The organism is Robertmurraya korlensis NBRC 107688, from assembly GCF_001591645.1.
GTDB lineage: Bacteria > Bacillota > Bacilli > Bacillales > Cytobacillaceae > Robertmurraya_A.
Map to the genome: position 1 here is coordinate 57,516 of NZ_BCVH01000001.1, position 25,878 is coordinate 83,393.

Sequence of the window (25,878 nt, forward strand, 5' to 3'; positions counted from 1 at the left end):
AATTAGGGTGGACGTCATTCATGGACCTAATAAACAATGAATATTTTCATATGGAAGAGGAGAACGGAGTTATATTTATCACTGTTTCACGGAAGGGTTACTCACTTAGTAAACTTGACCAGCTTGTTCGAGAGCATCCGAGAATAACAATTACTAATTTTGCAGAGTTGAAAGCTAGTTTGGAACAGGCAACGAATGAGAAGACACAGATTGGTGAATGGAAGCCTCTTATTTCTGTCTCTATTAGTGAGGATAAAATGGTTGCGAAAATGCGCATTCATGTAACAGAAGCTCAACTATATAGTGAGCGGGAGAAAATAGATTCAGAAATAATGGATGCTCTTCATGCACATGGAATTAATAACGGAGTATTAGAGATGCAGGTAAAGCAACCACTTGCAAATAAAGAGTTTGTCATAGCAAAAGGTGAACCAGCCCTAGCTGGGGCGGATGCAGTTGTCCGTTATTATCAATTATCTGATCGTAAACCGATGATTCGTGAAGACGGGAAAGCTGATTTCTTTGATCTGCAATTTATTGATGAAGTAAACGTTGGAGATTGGCTTGGTGAAAAGGTGCCATTTTCAGAAGGTGTTCCTGGAAGAACAGTATTGGGAGAGGTTTTGCTTCCGAAAAAAGGGAAAGATAAGCCATTGTTTTATGACCCTAAGACAGTTGAAAAGATAGAAAACGACGATGTAACGATTTTAAAGGCCCTAGTTGATGGGGTTGTTCAATACATTGATGGGAAAATCTCAGTAGGCAATCATCTGATGATTAATAGTGATGTTGGAACCGGTACGGGAAACATTCATTTTGATGGAAGTGTCACAATTAACGGAATTGTTTCGGCTGGCTTTAGTGTGAAAGCTACTCAGGACATTTCAATTTTAGGGGAACTTGGTATTAGTGGAGTCAAAGAAGTTGAATCCGAAAGTGGAGACATTTTTATTAAAGGTGGAGTATTTGGTAATAACTTGACCGTTATAAAAGCTGCAAAAAATATATTCTTAAAACACGCGAATGAATGTACACTAGAGGCTGGAGAAGACATACATATTGGTTATTATGCTTTAGGAGCAAAGATAAAGGGAAGAAATATAATCGCGAATGAACAAAAAGGAAAAATCATTGGCGGAACCATTGAGGCGAAGGGGAAGGTAAGTGCAGCCGTTTTTGGCAATAGGCTTGAAAGAAAAACGTATATTCACGTTGAGGGATTTAATCGCTTTGAATTAGAACAAGAGCTTTCTGAGTTGTTGCCTAGGTATAAAGAAAAGATTATTTATGTGGAAGGGATTAAGAAGCAACTTGATTCATTTGAGGACCTACAACAGCATTTAAATGAAGCTCAAAAAAGCCAATCTGAACTATTAAAGGCTAGGTATGAGAATGAAATGATGGAAGTCTCCTTTTTAGAGGTGCGAAGAAAAAACATAATGAAGCTACTAGAGACAAAGGGAGAAGGTCAGGTATGTATTCAGGTTGCAGCGTATCCTGCAACGACTTTACAGATCAAAAATCAAAAAAAACATGTTGAATCATTAATAAAAGGCACGATTTACTGGGAAAAAAATACACTTTACTCTGACTAATGGGGGGCTTAATCGTTATGACAGAAGTAATTGCACATAGGGGCTATTCAGCTAAGTTTCCAGAGAATACCATGAAGGCATTTAAAGAGGCTGAAAATGCAAATGCGGACGGGATAGAGTTAGATATCCAGCTTTCAAAGGATGGTGAAGTTGTTGTCATTCATGATGAAAAGCTAAACCGTACGACAAGTGGAAAAGGCTATGTGAAGGACTTTACTCTTCAAGAATTGAAAAAACTGGATGCGGGAATATTGTTCCCTGATTTAAAAGAAAAACAAACGATTCCCACGTTAGAGGAAGTATTGGCTTGGCTAACTACAAATACGTTAACTTGTAATATTGAATTAAAAAATGGTGTGTTTCGTTACCAAGGAATGGAAGAGAAAGTAATCCAATTAATACGTGATTACAGTCTCTCAACAAGAGTGGTTTTTTCTTCGTTTAATCATTATAGTATTGTTCATTGCTATAGACTTGCCCCAGAAATTGAAATAGCTCCATTGCTTTCAGAAGGCCTTTATATGCCGTGGGTATATTCAGCATCTATTCAAGCAAAAGGGTTTCACCCCCATTATTTAGCTGCGCCAAATGAGGTAATCGCAGCCTCTTTAGAGGCAGGGATTGCTGTTAGGCCATATACAGTAAATAAAGAAGCAGAGATGGAGAGATTATTTCAGCTTGAGTGTTCAGCGTTTATAACAGATCAGCCGACTAAGGCGGTTGAATTGAGAAAAAAATACAAAAAAGACAAAGCATAGTCTGACTCTACGCTTTGTCTTTTTTTGAGTTGCGAAACCGAGCTTGTACTTTGTTTTTTTTACGATCTCTGTGAAGGATAAATCCTGCAACAAAAGATAGTCCAGCGATAAATAGAAACAAACCTATAAGAAACTGTAGCCAAAGATAAGGAAAAGGTGATAGAAGAATCCCGAACATCATATCACGCATTAGTTTTATACCATATGCAGCTAAAAAGCCAGGTATTAATAAGATAAGTAACGCAAATATTCTAATCATAGGCATTCCCTTCAAACCGAAAGTGTTGTCTCCTCTGCCATCATAAATTATTCTCCCGATTTGTCAAGACAGAACATTCACATTAAAATAGAGATATGCAATATTTTTCATTATTCATATAGAGTAGGTGATTTTTTGCAGACAGTCATGATTGTAGGAGCCGGTAAGGGCGGTACATCCATATTAAAGATATTGAAAGAAACAGCTATTCTAGATGTAAAAGTAGTGATTGATCGTGATTTAGAAGCGGAAGGTATGAAGTACGCCCAAGAGGAAGGGATCATTACAGATAACGATTGGCGAAAATATATTGAAACAGTTGATATTATCATTGAGGTAACGGGTGACGAAAAAGTATTCCGCAAGTTAAGAGATGCTCGCTCAAAGAATACCGTTCTTATACCAGGGAGTGTAGCCTTTCTTGTTTCTATGTTAATTGAAGAAAAAGAAAAGCTGCTAGATAAAGTGCGAAATGATGCTTACAAGCATGATTTAATCTTTAATTCAACTGACGATGGAATGATCGTAGTGAATAAAGAAGGAATTGTCACCCTTTTTAATAGCAGTGCGGAGAGGATGACGGGGATAAATTACAAAGAGGCAATTGGAAAACCAATTGTCCAGGTTATTCCAACAAGTCAGTTGCCGCGCATATTAAAGACTAAGAAAATTGAAGCGAATCATGAATTGGTATTAACGAATGGGATGCATGTTATTACCACTCGAATCCCGATGATTGATGAAAATAATCAGTTAATTGGGGCGTTCTCTGTCTTTAAAGATAAAACAGAGTTAATGAACCTAGCGCTTGAAATAACGAATTTAAATGAGATAAAGACGATGCTACAAGCAATCATTCACTCAAGTGATGAAGCAATCTCTGTTGTGGATGAAAATGGAAATGGGATCATGATAAACCCTGCATATACAAGGTTAACGGGTCTTACCGAGGAACAAGTTATTGGACAACCAGCCAGTGCAGATATTTCCGAAGGGGAAAGTATGCATATGAAGGTGCTCCAAACGAGAAGACCGGTAAGAGGAGTAACGATGAGAGTTGGACCAAATAAAAAAGACGTCATTGTCAATGTTGCTCCTATTATCGTTGATGGAAAACTTAAAGGTAGTGTGGGCGTTATCCATGATATGTCAGAAATACAAAGTTTAAATAAAGAGTTAAGTAGAGCGAGACAAATCATTCGTACCCTAGAAGCAAAATACTCCTTTGAAGACATAATAGGACGATCAGAGGAAATTCAGCTTTCAATTGAGCAAGCTAGACTTGGTGCGAAAACTCCTGCAACGGTGCTGCTTCGTGGCGAATCAGGAACGGGAAAAGAGCTTTTTGCACACGCAATTCACAACGGAAGTGATCGGAAATATAACAAATTCATTCGTGTGAATTGTGCTGCATTATCAGAAAGTTTACTTGAGAGTGAACTTTTTGGGTATGAGGAAGGTGCGTTCTCAGGTGCGAAACGTGGAGGGAAAAGAGGGTTATTTGAAGAAGCGAATAATGGAAGTATTTTTCTTGATGAAATAGGTGAGTTAACGGCGAATACTCAAGCTAAGCTACTAAGAGTTCTGCAGGAAAATGAAATAACAAGAGTTGGTGGAACAAAACCAATATCTATTAATGTTCGTGTGATTGCTGCTACGAATGTAAATATTGAGAAAGGCATTGTGAACGGTACTTTTCGGGAAGACTTATATTATCGGCTTAATCGCATGCCTATTCATATTCCTGCTTTGAGGTTTAGGAAAGAGGATATTCCGCTACTATGTGAAAGACTCATACAAAAAATCAATCAAGATTATGGTCGCAACGTGGAAGGGATTACCCCACTCGCGATGAAACAACTTATGCGATATGATTGGCCAGGTAATGTTCGAGAATTAGAAAACATTCTAGGGCGTGCGATCATTTTTATGAATAACCATGAAACAGAAATTGATATCATACATGTTCCTGCGTTAATAAAGGAGCAAGATCAGTTGCCGAAGGTTTCAGCTGGAGACCAGCAGGGGGAAGAAAAGGAATCCCTTGCGGAGCTAGTCGAAGAGTTTGAAGCGAAAATCATTGCTCAAACATTGGCAGAATTAAAAGGAAATAAGACAGCCGCAGCCAAAAAGTTGGGCTTATCGGTCCGAAATTTGTATTATAAGCTGGAAAAATATAATCTTGCTAAAAATGGCGTGCAATAAATTTCATAGTCTGAAATAATTTGCAGGTTAATTTGTGCAAAATAAAACGTTTTCATATTTTATTTTTTGGCATGCTTCTTGCATAATGTTATACAGGAGTATCGCAAGCTTGGGTATAAAGGGGTTGAACTTACATGACATTGGATTTGCTAATTGATAGAGCAACCCAATATGAAGAAAAGACCGTGGCAGTAGCTGCGGCAGCTGATGTAGAGGTAATAGAAGCAGTTATAGAGGCTCTACGGCTAAGGTTAGCAAATTTTTTTCTATATGGAGATAGGGAGCAAATTTTGTCCATACTGAGGGATAAGGCTCCTGAGTTAGTGAAAAGTGAAAAAATTAAAATTTTCCATACGAACTCAAATGCTTCTGCTGCTGAGCATGCAGTTAAAGCAATTAAATTAAATGAAGCGAATGTACTTATGAAGGGAAATGTTCCAACTGCCACTATCTTAAAAGCAGTGCTCAATAAAGACTATGGCTTACGAACAGGAGATGTTTTGTCACATATCTCCGTTTTTGAAGTTGCAGGGTACGATCGTCTTACGATTGTTACAGATGCAGCAATGAACATAAATCCAGATTTAGAAACAAAGATTCAAATCATAAATAATTCTGTAAAGCTTGCGAAATCAATTGGAATTGAAACACCTCGTGTTGCTGCCATTGCTGCGGTAGAAGTCGTAAATCAATCGATGCCAGCAACTATGGATGCGGCAATCTTAACTCAAATGAATCGGCGAGGCCAAATAAAGGATTGTATTATAGATGGTCCATTTGGTCTTGATAATGCGATTTCTCTCGAAGCTGCCAAGCAGAAAAAAATTAACAGTGAGGTGGCTGGACGAGCTGATATTTTATTGGTGCCAACTATTGAAGTAGGAAATACACTATATAAATCACTCGTTTATTTTGCTGGTGCAAGGGTAGGAGCGATTATCGCTGGAGCAAAAGTACCAATTGTTTTAACATCTAGAGCAGACTCAGCAGAAAGTAAAGTGTACTCACTTGCACTTGCTATTTGTTCTGTTTGTAAATAAAGAAAACATTGTGGTTGAGGAGGAAAGATAAATGGAAATTTTTAAATATATGGAGACTTATGATTACGAGCAATTGGTGTTTTGCCAAGATAAACAATCTGGATTAAAGGCGATTATCGCTATACATGATACAACGTTAGGACCTGCTTTAGGTGGCACGCGTATGTGGACATATGAGTCAGAAGAAGCTGCCATTGAAGATGCCCTACGACTAGCAAAGGGAATGACATACAAAAATGCTGCGGCAGGATTAAATCTTGGCGGTGGTAAAACCGTTATTATTGGTGATCCGCGTAAAGATAAAAATGAAGAGATGTTCCGTGCATTCGGTCGTTTCATTCAAGGATTAAATGGTCGTTACATTACGGCAGAAGATGTAGGAACAACAGTTGCAGATATGGACTTAATTCATGAAGAAACTGATTATGTTACTGGGATCTCACCAGCATTTGGTTCTTCAGGTAATCCATCACCTGTTACTGCATACGGCGTATATCGTGGGATGAAAGCTGCAGCAAAAGAAGCGTTCGGTACAGATTCGCTTGAAGGAAAAGTTGTTGCCGTACAAGGTGTAGGAAATGTAGCATATAACTTATGCCGTCACCTTCATGAAGAAGGTGCACAATTGATTGTTACGGATATAAATAAAGAAGCTGTTCAAAAGGCTGTTGAGGAATTTGGAGCAAAAGCGGTTGAACCAAATGATATTTATGGCGTCGATTGTGATATCTATGCCCCATGTGCACTTGGTGCTGTAGTCAATGATCTTACCATTCCACAGATTAAAGCGAAAGTGATTGCAGGAGCGGCAAACAATCAGCTACGTGATCCACGCCACGGTGACATCATTCATGAAATGGGAATCGTTTATGCCCCAGATTACGTGATAAATGCTGGTGGAGTAATAAATGTTGCAGATGAACTTTATGGTTATAATTATGAGAGAGCAATGAAAAAAGTTGAGACCATCTACTCTAATATTGAAAAGGTAATTGAAATTGCGAAACGCGATGGAATTCCAACTTATAAAGCGGCTGATCGAATGGCAGAAGAGCGAATTGAAAGAATGCGTAATTCTAGAAGCCAATTTCTACAAAACGGACATCATATTTTAAGTCGACGTTAATTCAGGTGACAAGAGTAGGCTGAAGATTTCAGCCTCTTGTCTTTTTACATACAAGCAAGTATTTAGCTCTATACAATGGAGGTTTACACGTTGCACGAAATAATGAATCGAATTCTTGTGATCAATCCTGGTTCTACATCAACGAAAATCGGAGTATTCGATAATGACCTATCAATTTTTGAAAAGACCATACGACATGAATCGGATCAGATCAATTCGTTTGACAATATTATTGACCAATATGAATTCAGAAAACAAACGATACTTGAGGCACTTGATATAGAAGGAATAAACATATCCAAGCTTAGTGCCGTATGTGGACGTGGTGGCTTACTTCGACCAATTGAAGGTGGTACGTATGAAGTAAACGATATGATGCTTTTAGATTTAAAGGCGGGTTATTCAGGGCAACATGCGTCAAACCTCGGAGGGATTATTGCATTTGAAATTGCATCAGGATTAAACATCCCAGCTTTTATTGTTGATCCGGTCGTTGTCGATGAACTAGATCCTATTGCACGTATTTCTGGATTTCCTTTAATCGAACGGAAAAGTATTTTCCATGCGTTAAATCAAAAAGCAGTTGCCAGAAGGGTGTCAAAGACGCTTAGAAAAAGGTACGAAGATCTGAATTTGATTGTGACTCATATGGGTGGAGGTATTACCGTTGGCGTCCATAAAAATGGTAGAGTGGTTGATGTGAATAATGGGCTACATGGTGATGGGCCTTTTAGTCCAGAGCGTGCTGGTACGGTACCAGCAGGTGATCTAATTTCCTTATGCTATTCAGGAGATTTTTATAGAGAAGAAGTTATGAAGAAACTGGTTGGTCAAGGTGGGCTGGTTGGATATCTTGGTACAAACGATGCACCTAAAGTAGAAAAGATGATCGATAAAGGCGATAAACATGCAAAACTTGTCTACTCTGCAATGGCGTATCAAGTTGCGAAGGAGATTGGTGCGGCAAGTAGTGTATTGGCAGGGAAAGTGGATGCGATTATTCTTACGGGTGGATTAGCGTATGGTAAAGGGTTTGTGAAAGAAATCAGCGATCGTGTCAATTGGATAGCGGACGTCATAATTGAACCTGGTGAAAATGAGTTACAGGCTCTTGCGGAAGGTGCCTTAAGAGTCATCAGAGGGGAAGAAGAGGCAAAGCATTATCCAAATGGTGTAAAAGATACAGCTATAAGTAAGTAATGAGGAGGGTTTTGGTTTGGCAGAAGAATATGATTTAGTTATTTTAGGTGGAGGTACTGGAGGGTATGTTGCAGCGATTCGTGCCTCCCAGCTGGGCTTAAAGACGGCAATTGTCGAGAAAGCGAAGTTAGGTGGAACTTGCTTACATAAAGGTTGTATTCCTAGTAAGGCGTTACTTCGGAGTGCAGAGGTATATCGAACGACTAAGAAAGCACAAGACTTTGGTGTAATAGCCACAGATATTTCATTAGATTTCGGTAAGGTTCAAGAAAGAAAGAATAAAATAGTAGAAGGGCTTCATAAAGGAGTACAACACCTCATGAAGCAAGGGAAAATAAGTGTCTATGAGGGAATTGGTAGAATATTAGGTCCGTCTATTTTTTCGCCGATGCCAGGTACGATTTCGGTAGAAATGAATAGCGGTGAAGAGAATATGATGCTAATTCCGAAAAATGTGATCGTCGCCACTGGCTCGCGTCCGCGTACATTAGAAGGCCTTGAGATCGATGGCACACAGGTTCTTACTTCAGATGAGGCATTGCAACTCACCTCTGTTCCTAAATCGATTATTATTATTGGTGGTGGTGTCATCGGAATTGAGTGGGCTTCCATGTTATCAGATTTTGGAACGGAAGTAACAGTTATAGAGTATAGCGATCGTATTATTCCAACAGAAGACCGTGAAATTTCAAAGGAAATGCAGCGCTTAATGAAGAAAAAAGGGATCAAATTGGTTACCAGTGCAAAGGTATTACCAGAAACGATAATTAAAGGGAACGATGTTTCAATTAGTGCTGACGTAAAAGGAACGATTAAGGAATTTTCAGCCGAGAAGCTGTTAGTTTCTGTTGGGCGCCAAGCGAATGTTGAAGGAATTGGTCTTGAAAATACGGATATTGAAATAGAAAGAGGCGTTATAAAAACAAACTCTTTCTACCAGACAAAGGAATCACATATTTATGCAATTGGCGATTGTATCGGAGGTCTTCAGTTGGCTCACGTTGCGTCCCATGAAGGAATGGTTGCTGTAGAACATATTGCTGGGGAGAGTCCTTCACCCATCGACTATAGCCTAATACCTAAATGTATTTACTCAAATCCAGAAGTGGCCAATGTTGGATTCACGGAAGAGGAAGCAAAGGAAAAAGGATTCGACGTGAAGGTAGGGAAGTTCTCTTTCCGAGCAATCGGAAAAGCGCTTGTATACGGTGAATCAGATGGATTTGTAAAAATCATCGCGGATAAAAAAACAGATGATATTTTAGGTGTTCATATGATTGGACCACATGTAACTGATATGATTTCGGAGGCTGGGTTAGCAAGGGTGTTAGATGCTACTCCATGGGAAATCGCTCATACCATTCACCCGCATCCTTCGTTATCTGAGGCAATCGGTGAAGCAGCTCTTGCAGTCGATGGAAAATCGATCCATGCATAAAAAAGAAGTGTCTATTCCATAAATACAAATGTCTACAAAGGGTGTCAGACACCCTTAAATAGGAGGTAAATCATATGGGTGAAAATCGCCATCATGCGTTAGGATTGAGTGATGATACCGTTTTAGAAATGTATGAAACGATGCTGCTTGCTCGTCGAATCGATGAGCGGATGTGGCTGTTGAATCGAGCAGGTAAAATACCGTTTGTTATTTCATGTCAAGGTCAAGAGGCAGCCCAAGTTGGTGCCGCATTTGCATTAGATCGGGAGAAGGATTATGTTCTTCCTTACTATCGAGACATGGGAGTTGTTTTAACCTTTGGTATGACGGCAAAGGATTTGATGTTATCAGGATTTGCGAAGGAAGAGGATCCAAATTCCGGAGGCCGTCAAATGCCTGGTCACTTTGGACAGAAGAAAAACCGGATTGTCACGGGTTCTTCACCAGTTACGACACAGGTCCCTCATGCAGTAGGTGTGGCACTTGCTGGTAAAATGGAAAACAAGGATTTAGTAACGTTTGTAACGTTTGGAGAAGGTTCGTCAAATCAAGGGGATTTTCATGAAGGGGCTAACTTTGCTGGAGTACATAAGCTTCCAGTGATCTTTATGTGTGAAAACAATAAGTATGCGATATCTGTCCCGATTGAAAAACAGCTTGCTTGTGAAAATGTGTCCGATCGAGCAATCGGTTATGGGATGCCGGGAGTCACTGTTGATGGAAACGATCCACTTGAAGTATACAAGGCAGTGAAAGAGGCTGCAGACCGCGGACGTCGTGGAGAAGGCCCAACATTGGTAGAAACCGTATCATACCGATTAACACCTCACTCCTCTGATGATGACGACCGCAGCTATCGTGGTCAGGAAGAGGTAGCAGAAGCGAAGGCGAAGGATCCAGTTCTTACATTTGCTTCCTACTTAACTGAGGTTGGAATACTAAATGATGATATAGCTAAGCAAATTAATGACCGAATTATGAAGCAAGTAAATGAAGCAACCGACTATGCAGAAAATGCACCATATGCAGCTGCTGAAAGTACATTAAAGCATGTGTATGCTGAGAAGTAAGGGGGAAGAAATCAATGCCTGTAATCTCATATATTGATGCGGTAACCATGGCAATCCGTGAGGAGATGGAGCGCGATTCGAAGGTTTTTGTTTTAGGAGAAGATGTTGGGAAAAAGGGTGGTGTGTTCAAAGCCACTCAAGGCTTATATGAGCAATTTGGTGAGGCGCGAGTGATTGATACACCTCTAGCTGAATCAGCCATTGCAGGAGTCGGAATAGGAGCAGCAATGTATGGTATGAGACCAATTGCTGAAATGCAGTTTGCTGATTTTATTATGCCCGCTGTGAACCAAATTATTTCAGAGGCAGCAAAAATCCGTTATCGCTCTAACAATGATTGGAATTGCCCGATTGTTGTCCGTGCTCCTTATGGAGGGGGGGTTCATGGTGCACTGTACCATTCCCAATCTGTTGAGGCAGTGTTTGCGAATCAGCCTGGTCTAAAAATCGTCATGCCTTCTACTCCTTATGATGTAAAGGGTCTGTTAAAGGCTGCTATTCGTGATGACGATCCGGTTCTATTTTTTGAACATAAGCGTGCCTACCGCCTAATTAAAGGGGAAGTTCCGGTTGACGATTATGTCCTGCCAATCGGAAAGGCGGATGTAAAGCGAGAGGGAGAAGACATTACCGTTATTACGTACGGTTTATGCGTGCATTTTGCTCTACAAGCAGCAGAAAGATTAGCGAGTGACGGGATTTCAGCCCATATCCTTGACTTACGAACTGTGTATCCTTTGGACAAAGAGGCAATCATTGAAGCAGCCTCTAAAACAGGAAAGGTGCTGTTAGTGACGGAGGATAACAAGGAAGGTAGTATCATAAGTGAAGTGGCGGCGATTATTGCTGAGAATTGCTTGTTTGATTTAGATGCACCGATTAAGCGTTTAGCGGGTCCGGATGTACCTGCTATGCCATACGCGCCAACGATGGAAAAGTACTTTATGGTAAATCCTGATAAGGTTGAAAAAGCAATGCGTGAGCTTGCCGAATATTAATTGGATATATGGGTAAACAAGGAGGTAATGAATTGGCTATCGAACAGATCAAAATGCCTCAGCTTGGGGAGAGTGTTACGGAAGGAACGATTAGCAAATGGCTCGTTTCAGTTGGTGACACGGTCAATAAATACGATCCGCTTGCAGAGGTAATGACTGATAAAGTAAATGCAGAAATTCCCTCGTCCTACTCTGGGAAAATTGTGGAACTTCTTGCAAGTGAAGGAGAAACATTAGAGGTCGGTGCGATTATTTGTACGATCCAAATAGAAGGGGAAGAGCCTTCACCTCAGGGAAAGACAACAGAGAATCAAACAGAGAAATCGGTAAAGAATCCTGAAGTAAGTGATGCACCTAATAAAGCACGTTATTCACCAGCAGTATTAAAGCTATCTGGGGAGCATGGAATCGACCTAAATCAGGTGTCAGGCTCTGGTGCGGGTGGTCGAATTACTCGTAAAGATCTTCTAGCAATCATTGAATCAGGAGCCATTCCGACGCCACAACCAAAAGTTGAAGCAACACCAATGCCGCCAGCTCCAAAAGCTGCAGAAAAAGTTGCACCTGCTCCAATCGACATCCCTGTTACAGTGGGGGATATGGAAATTCCAGTTACAGGAGTTAGAAAAGCAATAGCGGCTAATATGGTACGCTCCAAGCATGAGGCACCACATGCCTGGACAATGGTTGAAGTCGATGTGACAAATTTAGTTACATATAGAAACTCAATCAAATCAGAGTTTAAGGCTAAAGAAGGATTTAACTTAACGTTCTTTGCTTTCTTTGTCAAAGCAGTTGCTCAAGCGTTAAAGGAATTCCCACAAATGAATTCCATGTGGGCAGGGGATAAGATTATCCAGAAGAAGGATATTAATATATCGATCGCCGTTGCAACAGAGGATGCTTTGTATGTTCCTGTTATTAAACTTGCGGATGAAAAAACCATTAAAGGAATTGCGAGAGAAATCACTGAATTAGCAGCGAAAGTAAGAGCTGGAAAATTAACAGGTGCGGATATGCAAGGAGGTACGTTCACTGTAAACAACACGGGCTCGTTCGGATCCGTTCAATCCATGGGAATTATTAATTATCCTCAAGCGGCAATCCTACAGGTTGAATCCATCGTTAAACGACCAGTTGTTATGGATGGCGGCATGATTGCTGTGAGGGATATGGTTAATCTTTGCCTATCGCTTGATCACCGTGTTCTTGATGGTCTTGTATGTGGAAGATTCCTAAAACGGGTAAAGGATATTCTCGAGGCAACTACAAAGGAAAATACATCTATCTACTAAAGCCCAAAAACCGTTGTCTATAGACAGCGGTTTTTCTTCTTTGCAATTATTCCCATGTGTACTACAATAAGAGTAAGATCGACAATTATGAATTTTACCTCAATTTATCTTTCGGAGGGAGGGAAGCCGTGGCTTATTTGACACGGCATAAAATGCAAATCAAAGACATGAAAAATAAGTCATTCCCACTTTGGCAAGAAAGAGACTGGACAGAGAAAAGTGGACAGTCTTTGAAAGGAAAAAAGGTAGAAGATCTAAATAAACATACATACGAACAGATAAAATTGAAACCGCTTTATTTTAAAAAGGAACAACAATGTTCCCAATTTCCTGGCCTTCCTGATTATCGAAGAGGGATTGATCCCTATCGGGGTCAAACGCAACCATGGAAAATAGCACAGGCCATTCACGCATCTACAGTGAATGAGCTGAAAAACAAGATGGAAGAGGCTTTAAAGGCAGGCCAAACTGCTGTCTCCTTTACTGTCCAAGATAATACCTCTTATCAATCAATATTTGAAGCATATGCGAATCGCTATCCATTTTGTGTGTTTGCTTTGAATGGTAAGCAATCCAATCTCCTCTTAGAGTTAAGTAACGTCAAAGAAGGAAAACATATTCAAGGCTTTATCGCAACGGATCCATTAGCTCAATTAGTTTCAAGTGGCTATTTAGAACAGCCAGTAAACGATGTGTATGATGAATTAGCAAAAAATATCCAAATTGCCTCACAACAATTCCCTGAACTAAAAACAATTCTCGTTGACACTACCCCCTACCACAATGGGGGCGCTAATGCAGTCCAAGAGATTGCCATTTCTCTTGCAACGGCCGTATTCCACCTAGAAGAACTCTCAAACAGAAACATACCGACCGAAATAATTCTTTCAAACTATATTTTTCACTTCTCAGTAGGAGCCAATTTCTTCATGGAGATTGCTAAGTTAAGAGCGGCCCGTATGCTTTGGAGTGAAATAGCCAAAGCATACGGAGCGAGTAACGAAAATCAAAAAATGGTCATAGCGGCACGAACCTCAAGCTTTACCAAAACAATCTATGACCCTTATGTAAATCTTCTTAGATCAAGCAACGAAGCGTTTGCGGCTGTAATTGGAGGGGTTCAATATTTACATGTTAGTCCCTTTGATGAGTTGGAAGGGAACGGTACAGAGTTTTCTGAACGAATTGCTCGAAATGCTCAGCTTATCCTAAAAGAAGAAGCACTATTAAGTAAAACCCAAGATCCATCTGGAGGTTCTTGGTATATTGAAGAACTAACTGATGAAATTGCTAGTAAGGCATGGGAGCTATTTTTACAGATTGAAGACTATGGGGGAATGCTTTCTTCTCTTGTGGATGGAGACATTCAAACACAAATCGATAAAGTATTACAAAATAGAAAGAATGATAGCTTCACGAGAAAACAAACAATTATCGGAACCAACATGTATGCAAATCTACAGGACCAACCATTACAATTATGCTTACACGAAAAATCATCTCCTGAAACAGCGGTTATAAAGATACCCGAGCTTAAGCAATATAGGCTCTCAGAGCCCTTTGAAAACCTTCGAATACTTTCTGAAAAACTAGAACAGCGACCAGTGGTAGGGTTAATTTGTATAGGTGGGGTAAAACAGTTTAAGTCACAAGCTGATTTTATTACAGGCTTTCTTTCACCTGGGGGGATAGCCGCAGAGGTAAGTGGAGGAGCTGACAGTTGGAAACCAATTCAGAAGTTTATTGAAATTAGTAATTACTCAACGTACTGCTTGTGTGGGGCGTATGGAGAATTGGAAGACTTGGGGCTCTCCATTGTGAAAGAATTTCAGGCCAATTATCCAGAAAAACGACTATATATGGCTGGCCTTCCAGAACAAAAGGATGTCTGGCTTCAATTTGGAATTGCTGACTTTTTTCATAGACAAAGTAACTGCTACAATTCTCTAGCGAGTCTCTTGACTGAAATGGAGGAAACGTCACATGCATAACAAACCAAATTTTCGTCAAATCCAAATACCCTCATGTAAAAAAACCACAAAGGGAGAAATAAGTAATCGAGAAAAAAAAGAAATATCTGCCTTAGTGGAGGATTTATTTTTTGAAACAAATGAACAGATTCAAATAAAATCTTTATATACAAAGGATGACCGTGATCATTTGCCTCATTTAGGAGATTTGCCAGGTCTGCCTCCTTACACAAGAGGACCTTACCCAACGATGTATGTAAACAGGCCTTGGACGGTCAGACAATATGCGGGCTTCTCTACGGCTGAGGAAAGCAATGCGTTTTATCGAAGAAATTTAGCAATGGGGCAAAAGGGATTGTCCGTTGCGTTTGACTTAGCGACCCATAGGGGCTATGACTCTGATCATCCACGGGTAGAAGGTGACGTTGGGAAAGCAGGTGTTGCCATTGACTCTGTGCTAGATATGAAAACCTTATTTAACGGCATTCCTCTTGACCAGATGTCAGTATCGATGACGATGAATGGAGCCGTGTTGCCGATTATGGCTTTTTATATTGTAACTGCTGAGGAGCAAGGGGTAAGAAAAGAGCAGTTATCAGGGACGATTCAGAATGATATTTTAAAAGAATATATGGTTCGTAATACGTATATTTACCCACCGGATATGTCAATGAAAATTATCGCTGATATTTTTTCATACACATCTAGGTATATGCCCAAATTCAATAGCATCAGTATTTCAGGTTATCATATGCAGGAGGCCGGAGCACCAGCTGATATCGAGCTTGCTTATACATTAGCTGATGGGCTCGAGTATGTTCGAACCGGTCTAAAAGCTGGGATTGATATCGATTCCTTTGCACCAAGATTATCCTTTTTTTGGGCGGTTGGGATGAATTATTTCATGGAAGTGGCAAAGATGAGGGCAGGGAGATACATTTGGGCAAAAATGATGAAGTCGTTTTTTCCTCAAAATGAAAAATCAATGGTATTACGTACTCATTCACAAACATCTGGTTGGAGCTTAACTGAGCAGGATCCGTTTAATAATGTGACTCGGACACTCATTGAAGCACATGCAGCAGCGATGGGTCATACTCAATCTCTTCATACGAATGCCCTTGATGAGGCTATCGCTCTTCCAACGGATTTTTCTGCTAGAATTGCGCGCAATACACAGTTATTTCTTCAGGAAGAAACAGGAATCACGAATGTGATTGACCCTTGGGGTGGATCGTATTATGTAGAAGCCTTAACAGATGAGCTCATTAAACGAGCTTGGGAGCATATTGAAGAGATTGAAGAGCTTGGTGGAATGGCTAAAGCAATTGAAACAGGATTGCCAAAAATGAAGATTGAAGAAGCAGCAGCTAAGCGTCAAGCAAAAATAGATTCAGGTGAGGAAACGATTATTGGTGTTAATCGTTATCGAGTAAATAAGGAAGAAGCAATTGACATTTTGGACATCGATAACACGGCTGTAAGACTAAAGCAAATTGAAAAGCTAGCATATGTTAAGGCTAATAGAGACGAGAAGGAAGTAAAGCGAACACTAGAAGCATTAACGAATGGGGCACAAACAGGCGAAGGAAACTTACTTGAGCTTGCCGTGGATGCAGCAAGAGCTCGTGCAACCATCGGAGAAATTTCAGATGCGATTGAACTAGTCGCAGGAAGACACAAAGCGATCATTCGCTCCATTAGCGGAGTATATAGCTCTGCGTTCTCGAATGAAGAGGAAATGAAAGAAGTTCAGCGTATGACAGAGGAATTTCTAGAAAACGAAGGACGCCGGCCAAGAATCCTTATCGCAAAGATGGGACAGGATGGTCATGATAGAGGGGCAAAGGTGATATCAACTGCTTTTGCTGATTTAGGATTTGATGTGGACATTGGACCATTATTCCAGACACCAAAGGAGACCGCGTTACAGGCGATTGAAAATGATGTTCATGTCATCGGAATAAGCTCACTTGCGGCCGGCCATAAAACATTGCTTCCACAATTAATGAAAGAATTAAGAGACTTAGGTCGTGATGATATTTTAGTAGTAATCGGTGGAGTAATACCTGCTCAAGATTATGACTATTTATATAGCCAGGGGGCTGCCGCTATTTTCGGACCAGGTACTGTCATTCCTGTAGCTGCTCAAAAGGTGGTAAGAGCAATCTATGAGCGATTAGGCTATGAGGAAGTGGAGAAGTAATGAAAGATAATCAAAAAGACAATCCCATTTCTTCTGCAAAACGATTTCGAAAAAAGGTAAATAACGAACCCACGGTCGAAGAGCTTTGTTCAGGGGTAAGAAGCGGAAGGCGTTCTATGCTTGCTAAGGCTATTACATTAATTGAGAGCAATGCTGATCACCATTATAAAAAGGCACAGGAACTGCTTCAACAAATTCTTCCCTTCTCAGGTAACTCGGTCCGAATTGGAATTACAGGTGTACCCGGAGCAGGAAAAAGTACCTTTATTGACTCTTTTGGTATGTACTTATGTAAGAAAGGAATAAAGGTAGCTGTTCTAGCTGTTGATCCAAGCTCTTCGCTGAGTGGGGGGAGCATTTTAGGAGATAAAACTAGAATGGAACAACTAGCAAGAACGGAGTTAGCCTTTATTCGGCCGTCCCCTACAGGAGGAAAGCTAGGGGGCGTGCATCGAAAAACGAAGGAGTCGATTGCGCTTTGCGAAGCGGCAGGTTATGAAGTGATTATTGTTGAAACAGTGGGTGTAGGTCAAAGTGAAGTTATGGTAAGAGATATGGTAGACTTCTTTATACTCCTTGTTCTAACAGGAGCCGGTGATGAACTGCAAGGGATGAAAAAGGGAATCATGGAACTTGCTGATGCCATTGTTGTTAATAAGGCGGATGGGATAAATGAGGCTTCTGCTCGAAAGACAAGGGATGAGTATAATCAAATTCTTCACTTCCTACAGCCTTCAACTCCGGGTTGGGAGACAAGAGCTCACCTATGCTCAAGCCTTTACCATAAGGGAGTCGAGGAGATCTGGAGGATGATTGATCAGTTTACCCATCAGACGAGACAATCAGGTGTGTTTGCTGATCGTAGAAGTCAACAAACTAAGGATTGGTTGCATGCGTTAATCACTGATCAGCTTCTAATACAGTTTTATGGGCATGAAAAAATAAAAGAATATCTTCCTCAGCTTGAAAGAGCTGTTGTTGCCGGTGATCAGACCGTTCCCTCTGCGGTAGAGGATTTGTTCAGTTATTTTTATGATAGAAAATAAAAAAAGAAGGTCACACATACGGTGACCTTCATCTAAGGAGTAGGGGTATGATCTAGCTGTGCTTATATCATACCCTTTTTTCATTGGCTTAAACCTTTCTGATTGTATATTTGTATCTCATATTGGTATATTGAATATATAAATTGAAATGATGGAGGTAAATTTTCATGAATATGGACTTTAATTTATTTATGAACGACGTTGTTAGACAAGCGCGACAAGAAATTGTTGCTGCTGGATATACCGAATTAAAGACATCTGAGGAAGTGGAGACTGCATTAAATAAAGAAGGCACAACACTTGTAATGGTGAACTCAGTATGTGGTTGTGCAGGTGGAATTGCTCGTCCAGCAGCGATGTATTCTGTACACTATGATAAAAAGCCTGATCAGTTAGTAACCGTTTTTGCTGGTCAAGACAAAGAAGCAACAGCAACTGCCCGCACTTATTTTACTGATTATCCGCCATCTTCACCTTCGTTTGCTTTATTGAAGGACGGGAAAATTTTAACGATGGTTGAACGCCATGAAATTGAAGGCCATGAGCCAATGGCAGTTGTACAAAAGTTACAAGAAGCATTTGATAAATATTGTGAAGAAGTGTAACCTCAGGGCTCTGAGGTTTTTCTTTTTGTAGTTCTTTTAGGTTATTAGTTGAATCGAAAGCGCTATCAAGGGTAAGGTAACTAATGGGAAAGTAACATATAGGAGAAAAATAAATATGGAATTTAAAATTGGTTACCGAACGATAAAGACTGCATTAGGAGCAGCTGCGGCCATTATGATTGCTCAGGGGTTAGGACTATCGAGTTTCACATCGGCGGGTATCCTTACCATCCTTTGCATTCAAGTAACAAAGAAGAAAAGTGTACGTGCTTCCTGGGAACGGTTTTTAGCTTGTATGGTGGCAATGGTGTTTTCAATTGTTATTTTTGAAGGAATTACTTATCACCCTGTCATGATTGGACTTTTATTATTACTATTTATACCAACAGCAGTTATGGTTGGAGCAAGTGATGGGATTGTATCGAGCACGGTTATTATTTTACATTTGTATTCTGCTGGACATATTACAAAGAGTTTATTATTTAATGAATTGGGCTTAATCATTATTGGAATTGGCGTGGCATTAATTATGAATTTATATATGCCAAGTTTAGAAAATAAGCTTATTGATTACCAGAGAAGCATAGAGGAAAACTTTAAAGTCATCTTTGAGGAAATTATTCTTTATTTAAAGAATAATAAAACAGATTGGGATGGTCACGAAATTCCCGAAACGGCAACCCTTATTGATGAGGCAAAGACCTTAGCCTTCCGTGACGTTGAAAACCATTTCCTGCGAAACGAGAACTTATATTACCACTATTTTAAAATGAGAGAAAAGCAATTTGAAATTATAGAAAGAGTACTGCCTCTTGTTAGTTCTATATCTCTTACAGTGGAACAAGGAGAGATGATTGCAGAATTTATTGAAGATCTTTCAAATAATATCCACCCCGGAAACACAGCTGATATATATATAGAAAAGCTAGAGGAAATGAGAGTGGAGTTTCAAAAAATGGAGCTTCCTAGAACACGTGAAGAATTTGAGACACGTGCGGCTCTGTTGCACTTCACGAAGGAAATGGAACAATATTTAACCATTAAAAAGGACTTTGTCGGGATGAAAAAACCAAAAGTGAATAAAAGAAAGAGGATGCTACAAACTACTAAGGAGAAATAATACGGAAGGTGAACATATGGTATCCTTTCTACTAGCCTTAGTGTTAGCATTCACTTCAAATCCTATATGGCCATTAGGAGATAATCCTCTCCCAGGGGATCCTTTTATAATTGTCAATAAAGCGACGAACGAAGTAGCTTTGATTAATGAAAATCGAGTACAAACAGTGGTAAGCGCGGCAACAGGTAAAACGGATGAGCTTACGCCTGAAGGTTTATTCACCGTAACGGTCAAGGCAAAAAATCCTTACTACCGAAAAAGCAATATTAATGGAGGAAATCCAGAGAATCCATTAGGGACGAGATGGATCGGATTTGACGCAAATCGGACAGATGGGAGAATATATGGCCTTCATGGGACGAATAATCCAAGTTCCATTGGCAAGTATGTATCTCAAGGATGTGTAAGACTTCAGAATGAAGCGATCGAATCCCTCTATGATTTTATCCCCCTAGGGACAAAGGTATTAATCACAACGACAAACGAAAACTATGTAGAAATAGCAAAAGACTACGGTGCTATTACAAAATAAAAGGTCACTTAAGGCAAACCCTTAAGTGACCTTTTGGCTTTTTTATAAAAATGCAACGACCCCAGCTAGTATAGTAGATGCTAGCATCGCAAAGAGCATTAAATAAACAACAATTTTTTGTGTTTTTTTATTTCCCATTTTCTATCTCCTCTCAGTCAGAAACTTTTCTACGTTTATTTTACTAGGAAAAGATAAATTGAACAACCGCTCAGGTTCTGGAAGGGTTTTTTATCAAAAAAGCGAATAGTTATAATTATATTACTTTTGAGGGAGATGGAAAAAGTGATAAAAAATGTCGATCATATTGGGATTGCCGTAAAGTCAATTGATTCAAGCTTGCCTTTTTACATAGAGGTTCTTGGATTGAAGCTTGTAGGTATTGAGGAGGTCCCATCAGAACAAGTAAAGGTAGCCTTTATTGACACAGGAAACGTGATGTTAGAATTACTTGAAGCGACAAATTTTGAAAGCGCTATCTATAAATTTGTCGAAAAGCGCGGGGAAGGAATCCATCACATTGCTCTAGGGGTAAATTCAATTGAATCTAGGATTCAAGAATTAAAAGAGAAGGGTGTTCAAATGATTCACAACAATCCAAAAGAAGGAGCACATCATGCGAGAGTAGCGTTTATGCATCCGAAATCGACGCATCATGTGCTCTTAGAATTGTGTCAAAGGGATGGGGGGAGTCAAAATGATCGACATTTATGAGAAAATCAATGATTTATATGACCGGAAAAGAGAAGTAGAGTTAGGTGGAGGAGATCAAAAAATTGACAAGCAGCACGAAAAAGGAAAGCTGACAGCTAGGGAGAGAATTGAGCTTCTCGTTGATAAAGGAACATTTATTGAGCTGAACCCTTTTATCGAACATAGATGCAAGGATTTTGGCTTGGAAAATCAAAAAGGACCTGGCGATGGGGTAGTTACTGGCTATGGAAAGGTTAATGGTCGTCCAATCTATTTGTTCTCACAAGATTTTACTGTTTTTGGTGGAGCTTTAGGGGAAATGCATGCGAATAAAATAGCAAATGTAATGGATTTGGCTGCTAAAAATGGAGCTCCTTTTATTGGACTAAATGATTCGGGCGGAGCGAGAATTCAAGAAGGGGTCGTGTCTCTTGATGGCTACGGTAAGATTTTTTATCGGAATGCCATTTACTCTGGAGTCATTCCGCAAATATCTGTAATTATGGGTCCTTGTGCTGGTGGAGCCGTATATTCCCCAGCCATCACTGATTTTGTGTTTATGGTCGATCAAACAAGTCAAATGTTCATTACAGGACCAAAGGTAATTGAAACGGTAACGGGTGAGAAAATCAGTCCAGAGGATTTAGGGGGAGCGAAGGTTCATAACTCGATAAGTGGAAATGCACATTTCCATGCAGCTTCTGAGGAAGAAGTTCTTGCACAAGTCCGTCAACTACTAAGCTATTTTCCGCAGAATAATGAAGAAAAGGCACCAAATGGCAAACACGAGGATGATTGGGATTACCGTCCGGATTTAACGGATATTGTACCGTTTGACGCAGTTCGTCCTTATGACGTAAGAAAGGTGATTGAGCAGGTAGTAGATGAGGATTCTTTTATGGAGGTACAAAAAGATTTCGCAAAGAATATCGTTGTCGGGTTCGCTCGAGTAAAGGGTGAAGTAATTGGTTTGGTATGCAACCAACCGAAGTTTATGGCCGGCGGGCTGGATATAGACTCTTCTGATAAAGCAGCTAGATTTATACGTTTCTGTGACTCGTTTAACATTCCGATAATTACGTTTGAGGATGTTACAGGCTTCTTCCCTGGTGTAAAGCAGGAACATGGTGGAATTATTAGACACGGAGCAAAAATATTGTACGCCTATTCGGAAGCCACTGTTCCGAAATTAACTGTTATTTTGCGAAAAGCTTATGGAGGCGCATATGTAGCACTTAATTCCAAATCTATCGGGGCTGATCTAGTATTTGCTTGGCCCAATGCCGAAATAGCGGTGATGGGACCACAGGGAGCTGCGAATATTATTTTTGCTAGAGAGATCAACCAAAGTGATGACCCAGAGGCAACAAGAGCACAAAAAATTGAGGAGTATCGCGAAAAATTTGCTAATCCATATGTGGCAGCAAGTATGGGGATGGTAGACGACGTCATTGACCCGCGTGAAACGCGAATCAAAATCATCCAATCGCTAGAAATGCTTCGTAATAAAAAAGAAACTCGTCCTAATAAAAAGCACGGAAATATTCCCCTGTAAACCCATTCATTTGCTGATTATGATCCGAAAAAGTTATACTACAAGAGTGAGTGAATGATTGATGGAGGGTACAAGATGATTAATGAAGAAAGATTATTAAAGGAATTTCTTGAGCTTATTCAAGTGGATTCAGAAACCAAGCATGAGGCAGAAATTGCAAAGGTATTAAAAAAGAAGTTTTCAGATCTAGGGGTTGACGTTGTTGAGGATGATACAACTGCAACGACTGGACATGGGGCAGGAAACCTAATCTGCACTCTTAAAGGCTCAAAGGAACAGGTGGACCCTATCTATTTCACCTCCCATATGGATACGGTTGTGCCAGGTAAGGGAATCAAACCAAGCGTAAAGGATGGATATGTCATTACTGACGGTACAACGATCCTAGGTGCAGATGATAAAGCAGGACTTGCCGTTATGCTCGAAGTGGTTCGAGTATTAAAGGAACAATCCATTTCGCACGGAACGATACAATTTATCATTACTGTTGGAGAAGAGTCTGGATTAGTTGGTGCCAAAGCATTGGACCCATCCTTACTCATAGCAAAATACGGGTATGCTTTAGATAGTGACGGAAAAGTAGGCAATATTATTGTTGCGGCACCAACTCAGGCAAAAGTAAAGGCAACGATATTTGGAAAGACCGCTCATGCTGGGGTAGCACCTGAAAAAGGGGTATCTGCTATTACGATTGCTGCGAAAGCTATTTCAAGAATGCCATTGGGTCGCATTGATGAGGAAACAACTGCAAATATCGGTCGATTCGAAGGTGGAACACAAACCAATATCGTTTGTGATCACGTGGAGATTTTAGCCGAGGCTCGGTCATTGATAAATGAAAAAATGGAAGAGCAAGTGGAAAAAATGAAGGTTGCATTCGAAGATGTTGCCTCAGAAATGGGTGGCAGAGCAGAGGTAGATGTTCAAGTAATGTACCCTGGCTTTAAATTTGGAGAGGGGGACCATGTGGTAGAAATAGCTAAACAAGCTGCCAAAAAAATTGGTCGATCTTCTGAGCTGCTACGAAGCGGCGGGGGCAGTGATGCGAATGTGATAGCTGGATTTGGGATACCTACCGTTAACCTAGCTGTGGGGTATGAAGAAATTCACACAACGAACGAAAGAATGCCTATTGAAGAACTCAATAAATTAGCAGAGTATGTTATTGCTATCATTGAAGAAGTTTCTGCGTAAGAGAGGCAGAGTGAGGACGGATCCCTCACTCTTTTTTTGTTACTTTTGATAGACAAAATAGATGAAATGTTAGTATGATACAGGTATAAAGTATGATTCTTTTAAAGCTAGATTGGAGCGAGTAACCATGCTTACAGCAACAAAAGTAGTCGTTTTTCAAGTAAAGACGGAAGAATACGCGATACCAATTGAACATGTTATTTCAATTGAAAAGGTGGAAGGAATAACACCTATCCCTCATTTACCTGTATACGTGAAAGGAATTGTGAAGGTGAGAGGAGAGTTATTACCTGTTCTTGATTTTGAGGAGATTTTATATCACCGTTCCATTCAGTATAATGATCAAACAAGGATGATTGTGGTTAAGACAGATGAACTATCAATTGGAGTCCTAGTTAACGACGCAAAAGAGATTATTGACATTGAACAGGAGAATTTAAAGCAGTTAGGGTTAGTAGCATTTACTAAAACGAGTTATTTTTCTTGCATTGCCAACTTGGATTCTCGCTTGATTACAATGATCGATCCATCTAAGCTTGTTCAATCGTTAGAAGGGATTCATGAAATCCAACAATATATGAAAGAACACCAAGAAGAGTAGCCGATTAAGGCTGCTTTTTTTCGTCTTGCGTTTTCTTTGGTAAAATAATAGTGAAAGTGGTGAGGAGGTAGAAGGTATGAAAGAAATGTACCCGAAAAAGGGTCGTGTCATTCTTCATGTGGACATGAATAGTTTTTATGCGTCTGTGGAAATGGCTTACGATCCTCGTTTAAAGGGGAAACCACTTGCGATTGCGGGGAATGTAGAGGAAAGACGTGGAATTATTGTTACCTGCAGCTATGAAGCAAGACAGGTAGGGGTTAGAACAACCATGCCGTTATGGGAAGCTAGAAAACTCTGCCCCGATTTAATCGTGATGAAACCAAATTTTGAACGATATCGAGCTGCCTCCACCGCTTTTTTTGATCTGCTAAGGCAGTTTTCAGACCTTGTTGAGCCGGTTTCCATTGATGAGGGATATGTAGATATTACAGAAAGCTACGAGTTTGGATCACCAATTGAAATAGCAGAAACGATTCAGGCACGTATGTTAGAACAATTTGATCTCCCTTGCAGCATTGGAATTGCTCCAAATAAATTTTTAGCAAAAACAGCTTCTGATATGAAAAAGCCACTAGGGATAACAGTACTAAGAAAGCGAGATATCAAACATGTTCTTTGGCCCATGAATGTCGGTGAGATGCATGGTGTTGGTCAAAAGACAGCTGAAAAGTTAAAAACAATATCCATTCATACCATTGGTGACTTAGCAAAAGGAAATGAAATTCAGTTAAAATCACTGCTCGGAATCAATGGTTTACGGCTGAAAGAAAGAGCAAATGGAATGGACGTCAGAGAAGTTGACCCGAATTCTGTATCAGATTTTAAAAGTGTTGGGAACTCAACAACTCTTCCAAAGGATGTTACAAATGTTAGAGAGTTAAACGAAGTTCTTGAAAAGCTAGCAGACACAGTATCAGCTAGATTAAAGGCCAAACAAGTGTTGGCAACAGGATTAAGTGTAACGCTACGATATAAGGATCGAAAAACGTTGACTAGAAGTAAAAAGTTAAATAATCCGGTGGATAAACAAGATGAAATTTCTCAACTTGCAAAGAATATTTTTCATTCCCATTGGAATGGGAACGCCATCCGTCTTCTTGGCATTACAGGTACAGACTTGATACATGTGAATGAAGCAGTGAAACAACTCGACCTTTTCTCTTATGAACGTGATGCAAAAAAAGAGCCACTATTAAATGCTGTTTCAAAATTAAAAGAGAAGTACGGTACAGCTATCATAAATCAAGCAGGGATGGCTCGGAAGAAAAAGCAACCTCCGTCATTCGGGACAGACACAAGCTTTAATAAAGATTTTTTACATAGGGTGAGAGATAGGGAAGAAGAGTAACATAGATAAGAAAAAATCAGGAAA

The 25,878-nt window shown here is 40.0% G+C and carries 23 protein-coding genes; 21 read left to right on the forward strand and 2 right to left on the reverse strand.

Annotation, left to right across the window (positions count from 1 at the left end; translation table 11 throughout):
- Positions 1-20: 20 nt before the first annotated feature.
- Both BKO01S_RS00325 and BKO01S_RS00330 read left to right on the forward strand, forming a co-directional pair.
- Complete coding sequence (locus BKO01S_RS00325; RefSeq protein WP_066047204.1) at positions 21-1,595, forward strand: flagellar assembly protein A; 1,575 nt, start codon at positions 21-23, stop codon at positions 1,593-1,595.
- Between the two features lie 17 nt (positions 1,596-1,612).
- A complete protein-coding gene (locus BKO01S_RS00330) occupies positions 1,613-2,353 on the forward strand; it encodes a glycerophosphodiester phosphodiesterase (RefSeq protein ID WP_066047207.1) in 741 nt (246 codons plus the stop codon).
- Between the two features lie 7 nt (positions 2,354-2,360).
- On the opposite strand, the gene BKO01S_RS00335 is transcribed toward BKO01S_RS00330, so the two are convergent.
- The gene (locus BKO01S_RS00335; RefSeq protein ID WP_066049422.1) at positions 2,361-2,612 is read right to left on the reverse strand and encodes a DUF2627 domain-containing protein; all 252 of its coding nucleotides are present in this window, start codon (positions 2,610-2,612) and stop codon (positions 2,361-2,363) included.
- A gap of 135 nt (positions 2,613-2,747) precedes the next feature.
- Here BKO01S_RS00335 and BKO01S_RS00340 point away from each other — a divergent pair, with 135 nt between their 5' ends.
- The 14 genes from BKO01S_RS00340 (at position 2,748) to BKO01S_RS00405 (ending at position 20,463) form a co-directional block, all read left to right on the forward strand.
- Complete coding sequence (locus BKO01S_RS00340; protein WP_066047209.1) at positions 2,748-4,817, forward strand: sigma 54-interacting transcriptional regulator; 2,070 nt, start codon at positions 2,748-2,750, stop codon at positions 4,815-4,817.
- A gap of 134 nt (positions 4,818-4,951) precedes the next feature.
- Positions 4,952-5,857 carry a phosphate butyryltransferase gene (gene yqiS, locus BKO01S_RS00345; protein WP_066047212.1) on the forward strand — a complete coding sequence of 302 codons (906 nt, stop codon included), beginning with the start codon at positions 4,952-4,954 and terminating at the stop codon, positions 5,855-5,857.
- Positions 5,858-5,888: 31 nt separating this feature from the next.
- Positions 5,889-6,983 (forward strand): branched-chain amino acid dehydrogenase, encoded by a 1,095-nt coding sequence (gene bcd, locus BKO01S_RS00350; protein WP_066047215.1) that lies wholly within the window; start codon positions 5,889-5,891, stop codon positions 6,981-6,983.
- A 75-nt stretch (positions 6,984-7,058) separates the two neighbouring features.
- Entirely contained in the window at positions 7,059-8,183 is a 1,125-nt protein-coding gene (gene buk / locus BKO01S_RS00355) for a butyrate kinase (RefSeq protein ID WP_198158743.1), read from the forward strand.
- 16 nt (positions 8,184-8,199) lie between these two features.
- Positions 8,200-9,621, forward strand: a complete 1,422-nt coding sequence (gene lpdA / locus BKO01S_RS00360) for a dihydrolipoyl dehydrogenase (RefSeq protein WP_066047222.1) — start codon at positions 8,200-8,202, stop codon at positions 9,619-9,621.
- A 74-nt stretch (positions 9,622-9,695) separates the two neighbouring features.
- The gene (locus BKO01S_RS00365; protein ID WP_066047226.1) at positions 9,696-10,691 is read left to right on the forward strand and encodes a thiamine pyrophosphate-dependent dehydrogenase E1 component subunit alpha; all 996 of its coding nucleotides are present in this window, start codon (positions 9,696-9,698) and stop codon (positions 10,689-10,691) included.
- 14 nt (positions 10,692-10,705) lie between these two features.
- The gene (locus tag BKO01S_RS00370) at positions 10,706-11,689 is read left to right on the forward strand and encodes an alpha-ketoacid dehydrogenase subunit beta (protein ID WP_066047229.1); all 984 of its coding nucleotides are present in this window, start codon (positions 10,706-10,708) and stop codon (positions 11,687-11,689) included.
- Positions 11,690-11,721: 32 nt separating this feature from the next.
- Positions 11,722-12,984 (forward strand): dihydrolipoamide acetyltransferase family protein, encoded by a 1,263-nt coding sequence (locus tag BKO01S_RS00375; protein ID WP_066047232.1) that lies wholly within the window; start codon positions 11,722-11,724, stop codon positions 12,982-12,984.
- 128 nt (positions 12,985-13,112) lie between these two features.
- A complete protein-coding gene (locus tag BKO01S_RS00380) occupies positions 13,113-14,975 on the forward strand; it encodes a methylmalonyl-CoA mutase family protein (protein WP_232311132.1) in 1,863 nt (620 codons plus the stop codon).
- A complete protein-coding gene (gene scpA / locus BKO01S_RS00385) occupies positions 14,968-17,160 on the forward strand; it encodes a methylmalonyl-CoA mutase (RefSeq protein ID WP_066047235.1) in 2,193 nt (730 codons plus the stop codon). Before BKO01S_RS00380 ends, scpA begins: the two co-directional genes overlap by 8 nt.
- Positions 17,160-18,206 carry a methylmalonyl Co-A mutase-associated GTPase MeaB gene (gene meaB / locus BKO01S_RS00390; protein ID WP_066047238.1) on the forward strand — a complete coding sequence of 349 codons (1,047 nt, stop codon included), beginning with the start codon at positions 17,160-17,162 and terminating at the stop codon, positions 18,204-18,206. Before scpA ends, meaB begins: the two co-directional genes overlap by 1 nt.
- Before the next feature lie 167 nt (positions 18,207-18,373).
- Entirely contained in the window at positions 18,374-18,811 is a 438-nt protein-coding gene (locus tag BKO01S_RS00395) for a BrxA/BrxB family bacilliredoxin (RefSeq protein ID WP_066047241.1), read from the forward strand.
- Positions 18,812-18,926: 115 nt separating this feature from the next.
- On the forward strand, positions 18,927-19,931 hold the full coding sequence (locus BKO01S_RS00400; protein ID WP_066047244.1) for an aromatic acid exporter family protein: 1,005 nt from the start codon (positions 18,927-18,929) through the stop codon (positions 19,929-19,931).
- A gap of 16 nt (positions 19,932-19,947) precedes the next feature.
- Positions 19,948-20,463 carry a L,D-transpeptidase gene (locus BKO01S_RS00405; protein WP_066047247.1) on the forward strand — a complete coding sequence of 172 codons (516 nt, stop codon included), beginning with the start codon at positions 19,948-19,950 and terminating at the stop codon, positions 20,461-20,463.
- A 42-nt stretch (positions 20,464-20,505) separates the two neighbouring features.
- On the opposite strand, the gene prli42 is transcribed toward BKO01S_RS00405, so the two are convergent.
- On the reverse strand, positions 20,506-20,601 hold the full coding sequence (gene prli42 / locus BKO01S_RS24175; protein WP_157077246.1) for a stressosome-associated protein Prli42: 96 nt from the start codon (positions 20,599-20,601) through the stop codon (positions 20,506-20,508).
- Between the two features lie 135 nt (positions 20,602-20,736).
- Between prli42 and mce the strand changes: the two genes are divergently transcribed.
- The 5 genes from mce to BKO01S_RS00430 all read left to right on the forward strand — a co-directional run bounded on the left by mce (position 20,737) and on the right by BKO01S_RS00430 (position 25,854).
- Positions 20,737-21,174, forward strand: coding sequence for a methylmalonyl-CoA epimerase (gene mce / locus BKO01S_RS00410; protein ID WP_066047250.1), 438 nt, complete (start codon positions 20,737-20,739; stop codon positions 21,172-21,174).
- Positions 21,158-22,708: an acyl-CoA carboxylase subunit beta gene (locus BKO01S_RS00415; RefSeq protein ID WP_066047251.1), complete on the forward strand. Its 1,551-nt coding sequence runs from the start codon at positions 21,158-21,160 to the stop codon at positions 22,706-22,708. Before mce ends, BKO01S_RS00415 begins: the two co-directional genes overlap by 17 nt.
- Before the next feature lie 75 nt (positions 22,709-22,783).
- Entirely contained in the window at positions 22,784-23,902 is a 1,119-nt protein-coding gene (locus BKO01S_RS00420; RefSeq protein ID WP_066047254.1) for a tripeptidase T, read from the forward strand.
- 127 nt (positions 23,903-24,029) lie between these two features.
- Positions 24,030-24,503 carry a chemotaxis protein CheW gene (locus BKO01S_RS00425; protein WP_066047257.1) on the forward strand — a complete coding sequence of 158 codons (474 nt, stop codon included), beginning with the start codon at positions 24,030-24,032 and terminating at the stop codon, positions 24,501-24,503.
- Positions 24,504-24,579: 76 nt separating this feature from the next.
- Positions 24,580-25,854: a DNA polymerase IV gene (locus BKO01S_RS00430; protein ID WP_066047260.1), complete on the forward strand. Its 1,275-nt coding sequence runs from the start codon at positions 24,580-24,582 to the stop codon at positions 25,852-25,854.
- The last annotated feature ends 24 nt before the right edge of the window (positions 25,855-25,878 follow it).